The 16,467-nt window shown below is 41.0% G+C and carries 27 protein-coding genes; all 27 read right to left on the bottom strand.

Features of this window, described 5'->3' with window-relative positions:
- Positions 1-58 precede the first annotated feature (58 nt).
- Positions 59-805: a type I methionyl aminopeptidase gene (gene map, locus NSQ08_RS26895; RefSeq protein WP_000582542.1), complete on the bottom strand. Its 747-nt coding sequence runs from the start codon at positions 803-805 to the stop codon at positions 59-61.
- Positions 805-1,455 carry an adenylate kinase gene (locus NSQ08_RS26890; protein ID WP_002063428.1) on the bottom strand — a complete coding sequence of 217 codons (651 nt, stop codon included), beginning with the start codon at positions 1,453-1,455 and terminating at the stop codon, positions 805-807. The genes map and NSQ08_RS26890 overlap by 1 nt, the downstream gene beginning before the upstream one ends.
- A gap of 54 nt (positions 1,456-1,509) precedes the next feature.
- A complete protein-coding gene (gene secY / locus NSQ08_RS26885) occupies positions 1,510-2,811 on the bottom strand; it encodes a preprotein translocase subunit SecY (protein ID WP_002091534.1) in 1,302 nt (433 codons plus the stop codon).
- Positions 2,811-3,251: a 50S ribosomal protein L15 gene (gene rplO, locus NSQ08_RS26880; protein ID WP_002009754.1), complete on the bottom strand. Its 441-nt coding sequence runs from the start codon at positions 3,249-3,251 to the stop codon at positions 2,811-2,813. Before rplO ends, secY begins: the two co-directional genes overlap by 1 nt.
- Before the next feature lie 33 nt (positions 3,252-3,284).
- Complete coding sequence (gene rpmD, locus NSQ08_RS26875) at positions 3,285-3,467, bottom strand: 50S ribosomal protein L30 (RefSeq protein WP_001085231.1); 183 nt, start codon at positions 3,465-3,467, stop codon at positions 3,285-3,287.
- Positions 3,468-3,480: 13 nt separating this feature from the next.
- The gene (gene rpsE, locus NSQ08_RS26870; protein ID WP_002063426.1) at positions 3,481-3,981 is read right to left on the bottom strand and encodes a 30S ribosomal protein S5; all 501 of its coding nucleotides are present in this window, start codon (positions 3,979-3,981) and stop codon (positions 3,481-3,483) included.
- A 21-nt stretch (positions 3,982-4,002) separates the two neighbouring features.
- Positions 4,003-4,365 carry a 50S ribosomal protein L18 gene (rplR, locus tag NSQ08_RS26865; RefSeq protein ID WP_002009761.1) on the bottom strand — a complete coding sequence of 121 codons (363 nt, stop codon included), beginning with the start codon at positions 4,363-4,365 and terminating at the stop codon, positions 4,003-4,005.
- Between the two features lie 31 nt (positions 4,366-4,396).
- A complete protein-coding gene (rplF, locus tag NSQ08_RS26860) occupies positions 4,397-4,936 on the bottom strand; it encodes a 50S ribosomal protein L6 (RefSeq protein ID WP_002063425.1) in 540 nt (179 codons plus the stop codon).
- Positions 4,937-4,968: 32 nt separating this feature from the next.
- Entirely contained in the window at positions 4,969-5,367 is a 399-nt protein-coding gene (gene rpsH, locus NSQ08_RS26855; RefSeq protein ID WP_002091529.1) for a 30S ribosomal protein S8, read from the bottom strand.
- A gap of 29 nt (positions 5,368-5,396) precedes the next feature.
- A complete protein-coding gene (gene rpsN / locus NSQ08_RS26850; RefSeq protein WP_001085700.1) occupies positions 5,397-5,582 on the bottom strand; it encodes a 30S ribosomal protein S14 in 186 nt (61 codons plus the stop codon).
- A gap of 33 nt (positions 5,583-5,615) precedes the next feature.
- Positions 5,616-6,155 carry a 50S ribosomal protein L5 gene (rplE, locus tag NSQ08_RS26845; protein ID WP_002091528.1) on the bottom strand — a complete coding sequence of 180 codons (540 nt, stop codon included), beginning with the start codon at positions 6,153-6,155 and terminating at the stop codon, positions 5,616-5,618.
- A gap of 26 nt (positions 6,156-6,181) precedes the next feature.
- A complete protein-coding gene (rplX, locus tag NSQ08_RS26840) occupies positions 6,182-6,493 on the bottom strand; it encodes a 50S ribosomal protein L24 (RefSeq protein WP_000558201.1) in 312 nt (103 codons plus the stop codon).
- A gap of 38 nt (positions 6,494-6,531) precedes the next feature.
- Positions 6,532-6,900 carry a 50S ribosomal protein L14 gene (gene rplN / locus NSQ08_RS26835; protein ID WP_002063420.1) on the bottom strand — a complete coding sequence of 123 codons (369 nt, stop codon included), beginning with the start codon at positions 6,898-6,900 and terminating at the stop codon, positions 6,532-6,534.
- Between the two features lie 43 nt (positions 6,901-6,943).
- Positions 6,944-7,207: a 30S ribosomal protein S17 gene (gene rpsQ, locus NSQ08_RS26830; protein ID WP_002091526.1), complete on the bottom strand. Its 264-nt coding sequence runs from the start codon at positions 7,205-7,207 to the stop codon at positions 6,944-6,946.
- A gap of 20 nt (positions 7,208-7,227) precedes the next feature.
- Positions 7,228-7,428 carry a 50S ribosomal protein L29 gene (gene rpmC / locus NSQ08_RS26825; protein WP_002091523.1) on the bottom strand — a complete coding sequence of 67 codons (201 nt, stop codon included), beginning with the start codon at positions 7,426-7,428 and terminating at the stop codon, positions 7,228-7,230.
- Positions 7,418-7,852 (bottom strand): 50S ribosomal protein L16, encoded by a 435-nt coding sequence (gene rplP, locus NSQ08_RS26820; RefSeq protein ID WP_002063419.1) that lies wholly within the window; start codon positions 7,850-7,852, stop codon positions 7,418-7,420. Before rplP ends, rpmC begins: the two co-directional genes overlap by 11 nt.
- A 1-nt stretch (position 7,853) precedes the next feature.
- Positions 7,854-8,513 carry a 30S ribosomal protein S3 gene (gene rpsC / locus NSQ08_RS26815; RefSeq protein ID WP_002009771.1) on the bottom strand — a complete coding sequence of 220 codons (660 nt, stop codon included), beginning with the start codon at positions 8,511-8,513 and terminating at the stop codon, positions 7,854-7,856.
- Positions 8,514-8,516: 3 nt separating this feature from the next.
- Positions 8,517-8,858: a 50S ribosomal protein L22 gene (rplV, locus tag NSQ08_RS26810; RefSeq protein WP_002009773.1), complete on the bottom strand. Its 342-nt coding sequence runs from the start codon at positions 8,856-8,858 to the stop codon at positions 8,517-8,519.
- Between the two features lie 17 nt (positions 8,859-8,875).
- Entirely contained in the window at positions 8,876-9,154 is a 279-nt protein-coding gene (rpsS, locus tag NSQ08_RS26805; protein WP_000124452.1) for a 30S ribosomal protein S19, read from the bottom strand.
- A gap of 60 nt (positions 9,155-9,214) precedes the next feature.
- Positions 9,215-10,045, bottom strand: coding sequence for a 50S ribosomal protein L2 (rplB, locus tag NSQ08_RS26800; RefSeq protein WP_002063418.1), 831 nt, complete (start codon positions 10,043-10,045; stop codon positions 9,215-9,217).
- 28 nt (positions 10,046-10,073) lie between these two features.
- Complete coding sequence (gene rplW / locus NSQ08_RS26795) at positions 10,074-10,364, bottom strand: 50S ribosomal protein L23 (RefSeq protein WP_001205557.1); 291 nt, start codon at positions 10,362-10,364, stop codon at positions 10,074-10,076.
- Positions 10,364-10,987, bottom strand: a complete 624-nt coding sequence (gene rplD / locus NSQ08_RS26790; protein ID WP_001127261.1) for a 50S ribosomal protein L4 — start codon at positions 10,985-10,987, stop codon at positions 10,364-10,366. The genes rplW and rplD overlap by 1 nt, the downstream gene beginning before the upstream one ends.
- A gap of 25 nt (positions 10,988-11,012) precedes the next feature.
- Positions 11,013-11,645 (bottom strand): 50S ribosomal protein L3, encoded by a 633-nt coding sequence (gene rplC / locus NSQ08_RS26785; RefSeq protein ID WP_000160209.1) that lies wholly within the window; start codon positions 11,643-11,645, stop codon positions 11,013-11,015.
- Positions 11,646-11,679: 34 nt separating this feature from the next.
- A complete protein-coding gene (gene rpsJ, locus NSQ08_RS26780) occupies positions 11,680-11,988 on the bottom strand; it encodes a 30S ribosomal protein S10 (protein ID WP_001040595.1) in 309 nt (102 codons plus the stop codon).
- 400 nt (positions 11,989-12,388) lie between these two features.
- Entirely contained in the window at positions 12,389-13,579 is a 1,191-nt protein-coding gene (gene tuf / locus NSQ08_RS26775) for an elongation factor Tu (RefSeq protein ID WP_002009778.1), read from the bottom strand.
- A gap of 117 nt (positions 13,580-13,696) precedes the next feature.
- The gene (gene fusA, locus NSQ08_RS26770) at positions 13,697-15,775 is read right to left on the bottom strand and encodes an elongation factor G (protein WP_002139943.1); all 2,079 of its coding nucleotides are present in this window, start codon (positions 15,773-15,775) and stop codon (positions 13,697-13,699) included.
- A gap of 206 nt (positions 15,776-15,981) precedes the next feature.
- Positions 15,982-16,452: a 30S ribosomal protein S7 gene (rpsG, locus tag NSQ08_RS26765; RefSeq protein ID WP_002063416.1), complete on the bottom strand. Its 471-nt coding sequence runs from the start codon at positions 16,450-16,452 to the stop codon at positions 15,982-15,984.
- Between the last annotated feature and the right edge of the window lie 15 nt (positions 16,453-16,467).

The following is a 16,467-nucleotide window of genomic DNA, read 5'->3' as shown; positions in this document are numbered from 1 at the left end:
TCCCTTCTTCAAATCAGTAACATTTTACACTGCTCTGAAATCCCGGAGAGCCAGCTACTTATAAAGTGGTAAGGATTTCGTATCCTGCTTCTGTAAGAGCAATCGTGTGCTCAAAATGGGCACACCATTTACCATCTACCGTTACCACTGTCCAGTCATCAGATAGTGTTTTTACATATCGTCTTCCTTGATTCACCATCGGCTCAACACAGATGACCATTCCCGGCTTTAATCTAGGGCCTCTATTTGGTGGACCATAGTGCGGGATTTGAGGGTCCTCATGTAAGTCTTGCCCGATTCCGTGACCAACATACTCCCTAACGATCGAGAACCCATTCTCTTCAGCATGTGTTTGAACCGCATGCGAGATATTTGATAATCTTTCGCCTGGTTTTACTTGTTCTAGACCAAGATACAACGATTTTTCTGTGACATCAAGTAGCTTTTGAACAGATTCAGAAATGTTTCCAACTGGATACGTCCATGCAGAATCTCCATGGTACCCATTGTATTTCGCACCAATATCGATACTGATGATATCGCCCTCTTCGAGCTTACGCTTCCCTGGAATCCCGTGTACAAGCTCTTCATTTACAGAAGCACAAATGCTCCCCGGAAATCCGTTGTATCCTTTAAAAGATGGCGTAGCACCATATTTTCGAATCGTCTTTTCCGCTATTTGATCGAGCTCTTTCGTTGTAATTCCTGGAGTAATATGTTGTTTCAACTCTTGATGAGTTAAAGCAACGATCCTGCCAGCTTCTCGCATGATTTCTATCTCGCGAGGAGTTTTGCAGATGATCATTACGCTAAGCCTCCGATGAGAACATCGATATCAGCAAATACTTTATTGATATCTTGCTCACCATTAATGCTTTGTAAGTAGCCAAGCTCCTCGTAGAAATCAAGCAAAGGTTTTGTTTGCTTAATATTTACATCTAAACGATTTGCTACAGTTTCTTCATTGTCATCAGAGCGTTGATATAATTCGCCACCACATTTATCGCACACATCAGCTTTTGCTGGCGGATTGAATTCTAAGTGGTAAGTTGCACCGCATTCTTTACAAATGCGACGGCCTGTAAGGCGTGTTAATAACAATCCTGAATCCACATTAATGTTTAAAACATAGTCGATTTTTTTGCCAAGATCTTTCATAATCTCTTCAAGAGCTGATGCTTGTGCAACAGTTCGTGGGAAACCATCTAATAAGAAGCCTTTAATACAGTCTTCTTGGCTTAAACGTTCACGAACAATTCCAATTGTAACTTCATCTGGAACAAGCGCACCTTTATCAATAAAAGATTTTGCTTGTAAACCAAGTTCAGTTTCAGCCTTCATAGCTGCACGGAACATATCTCCTGTTGAGATGTGAGGGATGTTATACTTGGCAACAATCTGTTCGGCTTGTGTACCTTTACCAGCACCAGGAAGCCCCATTAAAATCAAGTTCATCCTTGTTCCCCCTCAGTACATGAGCATGTAGGGAAGACAGTTCTTCCCACTTACTCACTGCTTGATAAACCCTTTGTAATGGCGTTTTACCAATTGGCTTTCTAGCTGCTTCATTGTTTCTAAAGCAACGCCGACAACGATTAACATACTCGTTCCACCAATCTGTGCAGATGGAGGAAGATTTCCCAATTTCGTAAAGATAACTGGTAAGATTGCAATCGCTGCTAGGAAAATTGATCCCACAAAGGTCAAACGATACAAGATTTTTGTTAGATATTGTTCTGTATTCTTACCCGGACGAATACCTGGAACATATCCACCTTGCTTGTTTAGATTCTCTGACATTTGCTCTGGATTAACCTGAACAAATGCATAGAAGTATGTGAAGGCTACAATGAGCGCAACATATATGATCATTCCCACTGGGTGAGAATAGTTAAAGTTTGCAATAATCCACTGCGATACATCATGTTTCGGGAAGAACTGTGCAATAGTTGGAGGCGTAATTAAGAATGAAACAGCAAAAATGACTGGAATAACACCCGCACTATTTACCTTAAGTGGTAAATGAGTGTTTTGTGCTCCAGCATGATTCCCATTCCCTCCTGTTACACGCTTCGCGTATTGAATTGGGATCTTTCTAACAGCCTGTTGAATGAAAATAACACCAACAATAACTGCTAGCACAGCTAGTAAAATCAATGCAACTTTAACGATACTCATGAACAATTGATCTCCTATATTTTGAAACTGTTGTTGATACACTTGAGATATAACACTTGGGATCGCTGCGGCAATACCACCAAAGATAAGAATGGAAATACCATTACCTACACCTTTAGATGTAATCTGTTCACCTAACCACATTAAAAATGCAGTACCAGCAGTCAGTACCGTAGCAATGTATAAATAAGTGCTCCAACCTGGATTCAAAATTAATTGCCCACCTACCATACCGTTAAAACCGATTGACATACCAAACCCCTGAATAAACGCAAGAACAATTGTAAAGTAACGCGTGAATTGCGTTAGTTTACGACGGCCCATTTCGCCTTGCTTCGACCATTCCGAAAATTTAGGAACAACATCCATCTGCAATAATTGCACGATGATGGATGCTGTAATATACGGCATGATTCCCATCGCGAAGATGGAGAAGTTCTTCAAGGCGCCACCGCCAAATGTATTTAGGATACCTAAGGCATTTAATTGATCTTGTGCTTTCAGTACGTCTCCATTTGTAAATGGCACTGGGATAAACGTGCCAATCCTGAATACGACTAACATCGCTAAAGTGAATAATATTTTACGTCTTATCTCAGCAACGCGCATAAAGTTGGAGATTGTACGAAACATTAGATCACCTCAACTGATCCGCCAGCTGCTTCAATTGCTTCTTTAGCACTTGAAGAGAACTTGTGCGCTTTAACAGTTAATTTTTTCTCTACTGCTCCGCTTGCAAGAATTTTAACACCGTCGTTTAACTTGCTGATAACGCCAGTTTCCAGCAATAATTCAGGTGTTACTTCTGTACCATCTTCAAAACGATTTAACGTTGATAAGTTTACAATAGTAAACTCTTTACGGTTAATGTTTGTGAAGCCGCGTTTTGGTAAACGACGGAATAGTGGAGTTTGACCACCTTCGAAGCCAAGACGAACACCGCCGCCAGAACGTGCGTTTTGTCCTTTATGACCTCTACCAGCAGTTTTACCGTTACCAGAACCGATACCACGACCGACACGGTTACGTACTTTACGAGAACCTTCTGCAGGTTTTAATTCATGAAGTTTCATTCCCAGGCACCTCCTTATATTAATGAGTTATCCTTAAGCTTCTTTTACAGTTATAAGGTGAGAAACTTTGTTGATCATACCAAGAATAGCAGGAGTTTCTTCCTTAACTACAGTTGAATTCAACTTTTTAAGACCTAAAGCTTCTACCGTCGCACGTTGATCTTGTGGACGACCAATTACACTACGAGTGAGGGTAATTTCTAACTTTTTCGCCATTTGTTTTCCCTCCTTAACCTAGTAGCTCTTCTACAGATTTACCGCGTAATTTTGCAACATCTTCAGCGCGCTTAAGTTCGCTTAATCCGTTCACAGTAGCGCGAATCATGTTGATTGGTGTGTTAGTACCAAGAGATTTCGAAAGAATATCTTGTACACCAGCTAATTCTAGTACCGCACGAACAGGTCCACCAGCAATAACACCAGTACCCTCAGCAGCAGGTTTTAAGAATACTTCACCAGCTCCAAAATGACCGTTGATTGTATGTGGAATTGTTGTACCAACTAATGGTACTGCGATTAGGTTTTTCTTAGCGTCTTCGATAGCTTTACGGATTGCGTCTGGTACCTCTTGTGCTTTACCAGTACCGAATCCAACATGACCGTTTTTATCGCCAACTACAACTAGTGCAGCAAAGCGGAAACGACGACCACCCTTAACAACTTTCGCGACACGATTTATCGTAACTACACGTTCTTCAAGTTCTAATTTACTTGGGTCAATGCGTTGCATCAATTTTCCCTCCTTTGACCATTAAAATTGTAATCCAGCCTCACGAGCAGCTTCAGCTAGAGCTTTAACACGGCCATGGTATAAGTAACCACCGCGATCAAATACTACTTCTTTAACGCCTTTCTCTACAGCACGCTTAGCAACTGATTCTCCAACTTTCGTAGCAGCTTCAGTATTGCTAGTACCGTTAAGAGCAAGGTCTTTATCAAGAGTAGATGCACTTACTAATGTTACACCATTTACATCATCAATAACTTGAGCGTAAATATGTTGGTTAGAACGGTACACGTTTAAACGTGGACGTTCTGCAGTACCAGTAAGTTTAGCACGTACACGTGCATGTCTTTTCTTACGAGTCGCATTTTTAGCAGCTTTAGTGATCATTCTTGTCACTCCTTTCTTTCACCTAACGGGTTTACTTAGCAGTTTTACCTTCTTTACGACGAACAACTTCGCCTTCGTAACGAATACCTTTACCTTTATATGGCTCAGGAGCACGTACAGCACGGATGTTAGCAGCAAATTCGCCAACACGTTGCTTGTCGATACCTTTAATTACGATTTTAGTTGGTACAGGTACTTCAACTTCAAGTCCTGCTTCTGGAGTCATTTCTACTGGATGAGAATAACCTACGCTTAAAACAAGTTTATCACCTTGTTTTTGAGCACGGTAACCAACACCGACTAATTCAAGTCCGCGTGCAAAACCTGTAGTTACACCTTCAACCATGTTTCCGATTAAAGCACGAGTTGTACCGTGTAATGCACGGTGTTCCTTCTGTTCAGATGGACGCTCAACTGTTAGTGTATTTTCTTCAATTTTGATAGACATATCAGTTTTGAAAGTACGAGTTAATTCACCTTTAGGGCCTTTTACTGTTACAGTATTGTCTTCTGCAACTGTAATAGTAACACCTGCAGGGATTTCAAGAATCTTTTTACCAATACGAGACATGTGGTCACACCTCCGTTCGTTTTAAATATATATTACCAAACGTATGCTACTACTTCTCCACCAGTTTGTAATTGACGAGCATCTTTGTCTGTCATTACTCCCTTAGATGTAGAAACAAGAGCGATACCTAATCCGTTAAGTACACGAGGTACTTCATCAGCTTTTGCGTAAACGCGTAAGCCAGGTTTACTGATACGCTTTAATCCAGTGATTACACGTTCATTGTTTGCACCATATTTCAGGAAAATACGAAGGATACCTTGTTTGTTATCCCCGATGTATTCTACATCACGAATGAAACCTTCACGCTTTAAAAGATCAGCGATCTCTTTTTTGATTTTAGAAGCAGGAACCTCTAATTTCTCATGACGTACCATATTCGCATTACGGATGCGAGTAAGCATGTCTGCAATTGGATCTGTCATCACCATGTGTTTTACCTCCTTCCCATTTGTGGGTTTTACCAACTAGCTTTTTTAACACCAGGAATTTGACCTTTATATGCAAGTTCACGGAAACAAATACGGCAAAGCTTAAATTTGCGGTATACAGAATGCGGACGACCGCAGCGTTCGCAACGTGTATACTCTTGTACTTTAAACTTAGGAGTACGCTTTTGTTTCGCGATCATAGATTTTTTAGCCACGTTTTCGCCTCCTCTACTTAGCGTTGGCTTCCATTATTTTTGGAATGGCATACCGAATTGTGTTAAAAGTTCACGAGCTTCTTCATCAGTTTTCGCTGTAGTAACGATTACGATGTCCATACCTCGGACTTTACTTACTTTATCATAATCAATCTCAGGGAAAATTAGTTGCTCTTTAACACCTAATGTGTAGTTCCCACGACCATCAAATGATTTCTTAGAAACACCACGGAAATCACGTACACGTGGTAAAGAAACTGATACTAATTTGTCGAAGAACTCATACATTTGCTGACCGCGTAAAGTTACTTTCGCACCGATTGGCATACCTTCACGAAGACGGAAACCAGCGATTGATTTTTTAGCGCGAGTTACAACAGGTTTTTGACCTGCGATTTGAGTTAATTCTTCTACTGCATTGTCTAAAGCTTTTGAGTTAGATACCGCGTCACCAACACCAGTGTTGATTACGATCTTTTCGATTTTCGGTACTTCCATCACAGATTTATAGTTAAACTTGCTCATTAGAGCAGGAGTAATTTCCTTTTGGAACTTCTCTTTAAGGCGATTCAATGAAGTGACCTCCTTTCTTAAGAAAATTATTTATCTAATAATTCACCAGATTTTTTTGCAATACGCACTTTTTTACCATCTTCTACTTTGAAGCCTACGCGAGTAGGTTCGCCTGTTTTCGGATCTAATACCATAACATTAGAAACGTGAATAGGTGCTTCTTTCGTAATAATTCCACCTTGTGGATTTAATTGAGATGGCTTAGAGTGTTTTTTAACGATGTTAACACCCTCAACGATAACACGGTTTTGCTTTGGGAAAGCCACAAGGATAACACCTTGTTTTCCTTTGTCTTTACCAGTGATTACCTGAACTTTATCACCTTTTTTTACATGCATCTTAATTCTGCACCTCCTTAGCAAGGCAATACCTTAAATTATAGAACTTCTGGAGCTAAAGAAACGATCTTCATGAAGTTGCTATCACGTAATTCACGAGCTACTGGTCCGAAGATACGAGTACCACGTGGGCTCTTATCGTCTTTGATGATAACCGCTGCGTTTTCATCAAATTTAATGTAAGAACCGTCCGGACGACGAGCTCCGCTCTTCGTACGTACCACTACTGCCTTAACAACGTCACCTTTTTTAACAACGCCACCTGGTGTTGCTTGTTTTACCGTAGCAACGATAATATCACCAATATAAGCATATTTACGACCAGAGCCGCCTAATACTTTAATTGTTAAAAGTTCGCGGGCACCAGAGTTGTCAGCAACTTTCAAACGAGATTCTTGTTGGATCATGTTATGAAACCTCCCTTCGGACTAAAAATTCCGATTCGTCTATTTAGATAACAACCGCTTCTTCAACGATTTCAACTAAACGGAAACGCTTAGTAGCAGAAAGCGGGCGAGTTTCCATGATTTTAACGATATCGCCAAGTTTCGCTTGGTTTTGCTCATCATGGGCTTTATACTTTTTAGAATACTTAACACGTTTTCCGTATAAGGAATGAGTTTTGTAAGTTTCAACTAAAACTGTAATCGTTTTGTCCATTTTGTCAGAAACAACACGACCAGTATAAACTTTGCGTTGGTTACGTTCGCTCACTATGCAAACCTCCCCTCAATTTATCGATTAATTCCGATCTCTCTTTCACAAACTACAGTTTTCATACGAGCAATCGCTTTACGTACTTCACGGATGCGAGTTGGGTTCTCTAATTGTCCTGTAGCAAGTTGGAAGCGAAGATTAAACAACTCTTCCTTTAAAGCTTTAACTTTTGTTTCGATTTCGGCAGTGGTTAATTCACGAATATCATTAGTTTTCATTAGATTCACCACCATTTTCTTCACGTTTTACGAATTTACATTTCACAGGTAACTTGTGAGCTGCAAGACGTAATGCTTCGCGTGCTACCTCTTCAGATACACCCGCAATTTCAAACATAATTTTCCCAGGTTTTACTACTGCTACCCAGCCTTCTGGTGCCCCTTTACCGGAACCCATACGTACTTCTAGAGGTTTTGCAGTGTAAGGTTTAGAAGGGAAAATTTTAATCCATACTTTACCGCCACGTTTCATGTGACGAGTCATTGCACGACGAGCAGCTTCGATTTGACGGTTTGTAATCCATGAAGCAGCTAGTGCTTGTAAACCGAATTCACCAAAAGCGATTTCAGTTCCACCTTTTGCACGACCACGCATTTTACCACGATGCTCTCTACGATATTTTACGCGTTTAGGCATTAACATATTATTTTCCTCCTTCCTCAGAAGCTTTCTTTTTTGTAGGAAGGACTTCTCCACGGTAGATCCATACTTTTACGCCTAATTTACCGTATGTTGTATCAGCTTCAACTGCTGCATAGTCAATATCAGCGCGAAGTGTATGAAGTGGAACAGTTCCTTCACTGTAAGATTCTGCACGAGCGATATCAGCTCCGCCAAGACGACCAGAAACCTGTGTTTTAATACCTTTTGCTCCTGCACGCATAGCACGTTGAATAACTTGCTTTTGTGCACGACGGAATGATACACGGTTTTCTAATTGACGAGCGATGTTTTCGCCTACTAATTTAGCGTTAAGATCAGCTCTCTTAACTTCTAAAATGTTAATGTGTACACGCTTGCCTGTTAATTGATTAAGAGCTTTACGAAGTGCTTCAACTTCAGTACCACCTTTACCAATTACCATACCAGGTTTTGCAGTGTGAATTGTAACATTTACACGATTTGCTGCACGTTCGATTTCTACTTTAGCAACAGCAGAATCTTTTAAGCGTACAGTAATGTACTCACGGATTTTGATGTCTTCATGTAATAACGTAGCATAATCTTTCTCAGCGAACCAACGAGATTCCCAGTCGCGGATAATACCGACACGAAGACCAATTGGATTAACCTTCTGACCCATCGATTATCCCTCCTTCTTTTCTGATACCACAACTGTGATGTGGCTTGTGCGTTTGTTAATTTGGCTTGCACGACCCATTGCACGTGGACGGAAACGTTTCAACGTTGGACCTTCGTCAACGAAGACTTTTTCAACAACTAGGTTGTTAATATCCATCTCATAATTGTGCTCTGCATTTGCGATTGCAGATTTTAAAACTTTTTCTACAACTGGAGAAGCAGTTTTTGGTGTGTGGTTAAGGATAGCAATCGCTTCACCCACTTGCTTACCTCGGATTAAGTCTACTACTAAACGAACCTTACGAGGAGCAATACGAACTGTTCTCACTACTGCTTTAGCTTGCATTGAAGTGCCTCCTCTCATTATCTTCTAGTTTTCTTATCGTCAGCAAGGTGACCTTTATACGTACGAGTTGGTGCGAATTCACCTAACTTATGGCCAACCATATCCTCAGTGATGTACACAGGTACGTGTTTACGACCATCATATACAGCAATTGTATGTCCGATGAACTGAGGGAAGATTGTTGAACGGCGAGACCAAGTTTTAACAACTTGTTTTTGCTCAGATGCAACTAATTTTTCCATTTTGTTCATTAAGTGATCATCGACAAATGGTCCTTTTTTTAAGCTACGAGCCATTTTGGTGCCTCCCTTCGTGATTGGCGTACGGTTCTTGAAGCGAACCGTACTACAATCCCATTATTTTTTACGACGACGAACGATAAATTTATCAGACGCTTTGTTTTTCTTACGAGTCTTGAATCCAAGAGTTGGTTTACCCCATGGAGACATTGGAGACTTACGTCCGATTGGAGAGCGACCTTCACCACCACCGTGTGGGTGATCAACCGGGTTCATTACAGAACCACGAACTGTTGGGCGCTTACCTAACCAGCGAGAGCGACCTGCTTTACCGATTTTGATAAGTTCGTGTTGTTCGTTACCAACTTGACCGATTGAAGCGCGACAAGCAGATAATACTAAACGTACTTCACCAGAAGTTAAACGTACAAGTACGTATTTTCCTTCTTTACCAAGTACTTGAGCAGATGTACCAGCAGAACGAACTAATTGTCCGCCACGACCAGGCTTAAGCTCGATGTTATGAACAACAGTACCTACTGGAATGTTGATTAATGGTAATGCGTTACCGATTTTAATGTCAGATTCAGGACCAGACATAACTTCCATACCTACTTCTAAAGTTTTAGGAGCAAGAATGTAACGTTTTTCACCGTCAACGTAATTAATTAATGCGATATTCGCAGAGCGGTTTGGATCATATTCGATCGTAGCAACGCGTCCTGGAATTCCATCTTTGTTACGCTTAAAGTCGATGATACGGTATTGACGCTTATGTCCGCCACCTTGATGACGTACAGTAATTTTACCTTGGTTATTACGACCAGCCTTTTTGCTTAAAGGAGCAAGTAAAGACTTTTCCGGTCTGTCGGTCGTGATTTCAGCGAAATCATTCGTAGTCATGTTACGACGACCGTTAGTAGTTGGATTATACTTTTTAATTCCCATCTCAATTTCCCTCCTTCTTTAGTAAGAATTAAACGCCTTGGAAGATTTCGATTTCTTTGCTGTCAGCAGTTAGCTTAACGATTGCTTTACGACGACGGCTAGTAAAACCAGCGTGACGACCAACACGTTTTGCTTTCGGCTTGTAGTTCATGATATTTACTTTGTCTACATTAACACCAAAGATCGCTTCTATAGCGTCTTTAACCTCTGTTTTATTAGATTTAACGTCCACGTCGAACGTGTATTTTTTTTCAGCCATCATTTCCATAGAACGTTCAGTGATAACTGGGCGCTTAATGATATCACGAGGATCTCTCATTATGCAAGCACCTCCTCTACTTTTTCCACTGCCGCTTTTGTCATGATTAGCTTATCATGATGAAGCACATCTAGCACGTTTACGCCATCAGCAGTGATTACTGTTACTCCAGGGATATTGCGAGCAGATAACTCTACAGATTCGTTTGCATCAGCAGTTACGATAAGAGCTTTCTTCTCAACAGTTAATCCTTTAAGTACTGCTACCATGTCTTTTGTTTTTGGTGCATTTAACACTAGGTCCTCAAGAACTACAATGTTGTTCTCAACTACTTTAGTAGCTAATGCAGATTTGATTGCTAAACGACGAACTTTCTTAGGAAGTTTGTACGCATAGCTTCTTGGTGTAGGTCCGAATACCGTACCACCACCACGCCATTGAGGAGAGCGGATAGAACCTTGACGAGCACGTCCAGTTCCTTTTTGACGCCATGGTTTACGACCACCACCGCGAACTTCAGAGCGAGTTTTTACTTTGTGTGTACCTTGACGTAAAGATGCACGTTGCATCATTACAGCTTCAAATAGTACAGCTTCATTTGGTTCGATACCGAAAATAGCTTCAGCTAATTCGATTTCACCAACCTGTGAACCAGTTTGGTTATATACAGTAACTTTTGGCATTGGAATTCCTCCTTCCTATTGTGAATTATTTGCTAACCTTCACAGCGCCTTGAACAACTACAAGAGATTTCTTAGCACCTGGAACGTTACCTTTTACTAGTAATAAGTTGCGCTCAGTGTCAACTTGAACGATTTCTAAGTTTTGGATAGTAACTTGGTCTCCACCCATACGTCCAGCAAGTTTTTTGCCTTTGAATACACGGTTCGGAGCAACTGGCCCCATTGAACCTGGACGACGGTGATAGCGAGAACCATGAGACATAGGTCCGCGAGATTGTCCGTGGCGTTTAATAACACCTTGGAAACCTTTACCTTTAGAAATTCCTGTTACGTCAACGATTTCACCTGCAGCGAAAACTTCAACTTTTACCTCTTGACCAACCTCTAATCCGTCCACGTCTGCATCGCGGATTTCGCGAATGAAGCGCTTAGGAGTTGTAGATGCTTTAGCAGTGTGGCCTTGTTCAGGTTTGTTAGTTAACTTTTCACGTTTATCTTCAAATCCTAACTGAATTGCGTTGTAGCCATCAGTTTCAGTTGTTTTCTTTTGAAGAACAACGTTTGGATTAGCAGCGATTACCGTTACTGGGATTAACTCACCGTTCTCAGCAAATACTTGAGTCATACCGATCTTTCTTCCTAAGATTCCTTTGGTCATGAGTTACACCTCCTACATTTTTAAGTTATATGAATTATAATTTGATTTCGATATCTACACCAGATGGTAAATCTAAACGCATTAATGAATCTACTGTTTGCGGAGTAGGACTCACGATGTCGATTAGACGTTTGTGCGTGCGCATTTCGAATTGTTCACGAGAATCTTTGTACTTATGAACAGCACGAAGAATTGTGTAAATAGTCTTCTCAGTTGGTAATGGGATTGGACCAGAAACTGTTGCCCCAGAACGCTTAGCTGTTTCTACAATTTTCTCAGCTGATTGATCAAGAATACGGTGATCATAAGCTTTTAAACGGATACGAATTTTTTCTTTTGCCATTATTTTCCCTCCTTCGTTCGCCTATTTCTAAAATAGACCTTCTCCATGGAAATTTCCCCACACCATGCCATGGCAAAGCGGCCGGGTGTGTCAGCAACCTTCCACTTCATCGCAGTCAAAGACCAACATTGTCTATTATACAATGTTATTCGTCTAGATGCAAGCATCTTTTTGTTCGCATCTGCTTTTCTCTACTTTTGCTATTATACATGGCACTTTAAAGAATATCAAGTTTTCATCTACTCTTATTCACCTTACAGTTTTTGGGTGTTGTTTTCGTTTTACATACTATAGAAGAAACTCATCCAAAAATAGAAAACGCATCTCTTTCTTCTATAGTAATAAGCAATAAAAAAACTCAAGGGAGAATCCCTTGAGTTTTTAATAATCTAATTAAAGACTACTCAGCAACGATTGTAGCAACTACACCGTAACCTACTGTACGTCCACCTTCACGAATAGAGAATTTTGTTCCCTCTTCGATAGCGATTGGAGCGATAAGTTCGATAGTCATTTCGATGTTGTCACCAGGCATTACCATTTCAGTACCTTCTGGTAATTGGATGATACCAGTTACGTCAGTTGTACGGAAGTAGAACTGTGGACGGTAGTTAGCGAAGAATGGAGTATGACGTCCACCTTCTTCTTTAGATAATACGAAAACCTCAGCTTTGAATTTAGCGTGTGCTTTTACAGAGCCAGTTTTAGCAAGAACTTGTCCACGTTGGATGTCTTCACGAGCAACCCCACGAAGTAAAGCACCGATGTTGTCTCCAGCTTGAGCTTGGTCAAGAAGCTTACGGAACATTTCTACACCAGTTACAGTTGTAGTAGCATTCTCTTCAGCAAGACCGATGATTTCTACTACGTCACCAACTTTAACGATTCCACGCTCAACACGACCAGTTGCAACTGTACCACGACCTGTGATAGAGAATACATCCTCGATAGGCATTAAGAATGGTTTGTCAGTTTCACGTTCTGGAGTTGGGATGTAAGCATCAACTTCAGTCATTAATTCGATGATTTTTTCTTCCCACTCAGCTTCTCCTTGAAGAGCTTTAAGAGCAGAACCTTTAATTACAGGAATATCGTCGCCTGGGAATCCGTATTCAGATAATAGGTCGCGAACTTCCATTTCTACTAATTCTAATAATTCTTCGTCATCTACCATGTCGCATTTGTTTAAGAATACAACGATGTAAGGAACACCTACTTGACGAGAAAGAAGGATGTGCTCACGTGTTTGAGGCATTGGACCATCAGCAGCAGATACTACTAAGATACCGCCGTCCATTTGAGCAGCACCAGTGATCATGTTTTTAACATAGTCAGCATGACCTGGGCAGTCAACGTGTGCATAGTGACGAGTTTCAGTTTCGTACTCAACGTGTGCAGTTGAGATTGTGATTCCGCGCTCTCTTTCTTCTGGAGCAGCGTCAATTTGATCGTATCCGCGTGCTTCAGCACCACCAGCTTTTGCAAGAACTGTAGTGATCGCAGCAGTTAATGTAGTTTTACCATGGTCAACGTGGCCGATTGTACCGATGTTAACATGGGGTTTAGAACGTTCGAATTTAGCTTTAGCCATTCTAAATTCCTCCTTAGTTTATATAGGTTATTTTATATTTAGACTAGAAAGTGAAACTTGCGTCTCACTTTCTAAGCTTACATAAGTAGTTATACTTGAACAATCGATAAAAATCAATTATTCACCTTTATTTTTTTTAATAATTTCTTCAGAAACAGACTTCGGTACTTCTTCATAATGATCAAATGTCATTGAGAATGTTCCGCGTCCTTGAGTGTTAGAACGTAATGCTGTTGCATAACCGAACATTTCAGAAAGTGGAACCATAGCGCGAACAACTTGTGCGTTACCGCGAGCTTCCATACCTTCTACACGTCCACGACGAGATGTTACGTCGCCCATAATGTCACCCATGTACTCTTCAGGAATTACAACTTCAACTTTCATCATTGGCTCAAGAATTACTGGGCTACATTTAGAAACCGCAGCTTTAAGCGCCATAGATGCAGCGATTTTGAACGCCATCTCAGATGAATCGACATCATGGTAAGATCCGTCAACTAACGCAGCTTTAATATCAACTAGTGGATAACCAGCTAGTACACCATTTTTAAGTGCGTCTTCAAGACCCGCTCCAACAGCTGGGATGTATTCACGTGGAACTACACCACCGACAACCTTGTTTTGGAATTCGAATCCTTTACCTTCTTCATTAGGTTCAAACTCAATCCAAACGTGACCGAATTGTCCACGACCACCAGATTGACGAGCGAACTTACCTTCAACTTTCGCAGCAGCGCGGAAAGTCTCACGGTATGCTACCTGAGGAGCACCAACGTTTGCTTCCACTTTGAATTCACGGCGCATACGGTCAACGATGATATCAAGGTGAAGTTCACCCATACCAGCGATGATTGTTTGGCCAGTTTCTTGGTCAGTGTGAGCACGGAATGTTGGATCTTCTTCAGAAAGCTTAGATAATGCTGTACCCATTTTATCTTGGTCAGCTTTAGATTTTGGTTCGATAGCTACAGAGATAACTGGTTCTGGGAATTCCATAGACTCAAGGATAACAAGACTCTTCTCATCACAAAGAGTATCACCAGTAGTAGTATCTTTTAAACCTACAGCAGCAGCGATATCACCAGCGTAAACTGTTGAAATCTCTTCACGGCTGTTAGCGTGCATTTGTAGGATACGACCTACACGCTCACGCTTACCTTTAGTTGAGTTTTTCACGTATGATCCAGAGTTTAACACACCAGAATATACACGGAAGAACGTTAACTTACCAACATAAGGGTCAGTCATGATTTTGAATGCTAGAGCTGCGAATGGTTCTTCATCGCTAGACTTACGTTCGATAGCTTCCTCCGTATCCGGAAGAGTACCTTTAATAGCGGGTACATCTAATGGAGATGGTAGGTAGTCAATAACTGCGTCTAACAGAATTTGAACACCTTTATTTTTGAATGCAGAACCACAGATTACTGGGAAGAATTCAACAGAAGTTGTAGCCTTACGGATACCAGCTTTAAGCTCTTCTACAGTGATTTCTTCACCTTCTAGGTACTTCATCATCATTTCTTCATCAAGCTCAGCTACCGCTTCAATAAGTTTTCCACGGTATTCTTCAGCTAATTCTTTGTGCTCTTCAGGAATTTCAACACGCTCGATGTCTGTTCCTAAATCGTTACTGTACATGTAAGCACACTCTTCAACAAGGTCAATAATACCATTGAACTCGTCTTCAGCACCGATTGGTAACTGAATTGGATGTGCGTTTGCTTGTAAACGATCGTGGATTGTTCCTACAGAGTATAAGAAATCTGCACCAATCTTATCCATTTTGTTAACGAATACGATACGAGGTACACCATAAGTAGTAGCCTGACGCCAAACAGTTTCTGTTTGTGGTTCTACACCAGATTGTGCATCAAGTACTGCTACTGCGCCATCAAGTACGCGTAAAGAACGTTCTACTTCTACTGTGAAATCTACGTGTCCTGGAGTGTCAATGATATTTACACGGTGACCTTTCCATTGTGCTGTAGTTGCAGCAGAAGTAATTGTGATACCACGTTCTTGCTCTTGCTCCATCCAGTCCATCTGAGATGCACCTTCATGAGTTTCACCGATTTTATGAATACGTCCTGTGTAATACAGAATACGCTCAGTTGCTGTTGTTTTACCAGCATCGATGTGAGCCATGATACCAATATTACGAGTGTTTTCTAAAGAGAACTCTCTAGTCATTTGGTGTCTTGCTCCTTCCATATATGGATTGGATTATTTTATTTTAAGTAGCAAAAAAGCCACTTTATATCGTTACATATGCCAGTGTCCAGTACCCTCATTATGTAAAACGAGCGCCCAACGAAAGGGAGAGGCATTCTCCCTCTCCACACTTCCATAAGCGACAAATAAAGCGGTTTATGCTTACATTTATTTTACGTTGAATCCTACCAACGGTAATGAGCAAATGCTTTGTTAGCTTCTGCCATTTTATGAGTATCTTCACGTTTCTTAACAGCTGCACCAGCGTTGTTAGATGCATCTAAGATTTCGTAAGCTAGACGCTCTTCCATAGTTTTTTCACCACGAAGACGAGCATAGTTTACTAACCAGCGAAGACCTAAAGTTGTACGGCGTTCTGGACGAACCTCAACTGGAACTTGGTAGTTAGCACCACCAACACGACGAGCGCGTACTTCAAGAACAGGCATGATGTTCTTAAGAGCTTGCTCGAATACTTCCATTGGTTCTTTATCTGAACGTTCACGAACGATCTCGAAAGCGTTATAAAGAATTGTTTGAGATTTACCTTTTTTACCGTCAACCATCATTTTGTTGATTAGGCGTGTTACAAGCTTAGAATTGTACATTGGATCTGGTAACACGTCACGTTTCGCAACAGGTCCTTTACGAGGCATATTGAGTTCCTCCTT

The sequence above is a fragment of the Bacillus sp. FSL E2-8887 genome (genome assembly GCF_038007205.1).
In the GTDB taxonomy this organism is placed as follows: Bacteria; Bacillota; Bacilli; order Bacillales; family Bacillaceae_G; genus Bacillus_A; species Bacillus_A mycoides.
Note: the sequence above shows the minus strand (reverse complement) of the source record. Positions and strands in the feature narration are given on the sequence as shown.

Excerpts from the sequence above, each read along its gene's own strand:
- map (WP_000582542.1), bottom strand. The coding sequence starts at position 805 with ATGATCATCTGCAAAACTCCTCGCGAGATAGAAATCATGCGAGAAGCT.
- NSQ08_RS26890 (WP_002063428.1), bottom strand. The coding sequence starts at position 1,455 with ATGAACTTGATTTTAATGGGGCTTCCTGGTGCTGGTAAAGGTACACAA.
- secY (WP_002091534.1), bottom strand. The coding sequence starts at position 2,811 with ATGTTTCGTACAATCTCCAACTTTATGCGCGTTGCTGAGATAAGACGT.
- rplO (WP_002009754.1), bottom strand. The coding sequence starts at position 3,251 with ATGAAACTTCATGAATTAAAACCTGCAGAAGGTTCTCGTAAAGTACGT.
- rpmD (WP_001085231.1), bottom strand. The coding sequence starts at position 3,467 with ATGGCGAAAAAGTTAGAAATTACCCTCACTCGTAGTGTAATTGGTCGT.
- rpsE (WP_002063426.1), bottom strand. The coding sequence starts at position 3,981 with ATGCAACGCATTGACCCAAGTAAATTAGAACTTGAAGAACGTGTAGTT.
- rplR (WP_002009761.1), bottom strand. The coding sequence starts at position 4,365 with ATGATCACTAAAGCTGCTAAAAATGCGACTCGTAAGAAAAGACATGCA.
- rplF (WP_002063425.1), bottom strand. The coding sequence starts at position 4,936 with ATGTCTCGTATTGGTAAAAAGATTCTTGAAATCCCTGCAGGTGTTACT.
- rpsH (WP_002091529.1), bottom strand. The coding sequence starts at position 5,367 with ATGGTGATGACAGATCCAATTGCAGACATGCTTACTCGCATCCGTAAT.
- rplX (WP_000558201.1), bottom strand. The coding sequence starts at position 6,493 with ATGCATGTAAAAAAAGGTGATAAAGTTCAGGTAATCACTGGTAAAGAC.
- rplN (WP_002063420.1), bottom strand. The coding sequence starts at position 6,900 with ATGATCCAACAAGAATCTCGTTTGAAAGTTGCTGACAACTCTGGTGCC.
- rpmC (WP_002091523.1), bottom strand. The coding sequence starts at position 7,428 with ATGAAAACTAATGATATTCGTGAATTAACCACTGCCGAAATCGAAACA.
- rplP (WP_002063419.1), bottom strand. The coding sequence starts at position 7,852 with ATGTTAATGCCTAAACGCGTAAAATATCGTAGAGAGCATCGTGGTAAA.
- rpsC (WP_002009771.1), bottom strand. The coding sequence starts at position 8,513 with ATGGGTCAGAAGGTTAATCCAATTGGTCTTCGTGTCGGTATTATCCGC.
- rplV (WP_002009773.1), bottom strand. The coding sequence starts at position 8,858 with ATGCAAGCTAAAGCAGTAGTGAGAACAGTTCGTATTGCTCCTCGTAAG.
- rpsS (WP_000124452.1), bottom strand. The coding sequence starts at position 9,154 with ATGGCTCGTAGCTTAAAAAAAGGACCATTTGTCGATGATCACTTAATG.
- rplB (WP_002063418.1), bottom strand. The coding sequence starts at position 10,045 with ATGGGAATTAAAAAGTATAATCCAACTACTAACGGTCGTCGTAACATG.
- rplW (WP_001205557.1), bottom strand. The coding sequence starts at position 10,364 with ATGAGAGATCCTCGTGATATCATTAAGCGCCCAGTTATCACTGAACGT.
- rplD (WP_001127261.1), bottom strand. The coding sequence starts at position 10,987 with ATGCCAAAAGTTACTGTATATAACCAAACTGGTTCACAGGTTGGTGAA.
- rplC (WP_000160209.1), bottom strand. The coding sequence starts at position 11,645 with ATGACCAAAGGAATCTTAGGAAGAAAGATCGGTATGACTCAAGTATTT.
- rpsJ (WP_001040595.1), bottom strand. The coding sequence starts at position 11,988 with ATGGCAAAAGAAAAAATTCGTATCCGTTTAAAAGCTTATGATCACCGT.
- tuf (WP_002009778.1), bottom strand. The coding sequence starts at position 13,579 with ATGGCTAAAGCTAAATTCGAACGTTCTAAACCCCATGTTAACATCGGT.
- fusA (WP_002139943.1), bottom strand. The coding sequence starts at position 15,775 with ATGACTAGAGAGTTCTCTTTAGAAAACACTCGTAATATTGGTATCATG.
- rpsG (WP_002063416.1), bottom strand. The coding sequence starts at position 16,452 with ATGCCTCGTAAAGGACCTGTTGCGAAACGTGACGTGTTACCAGATCCA.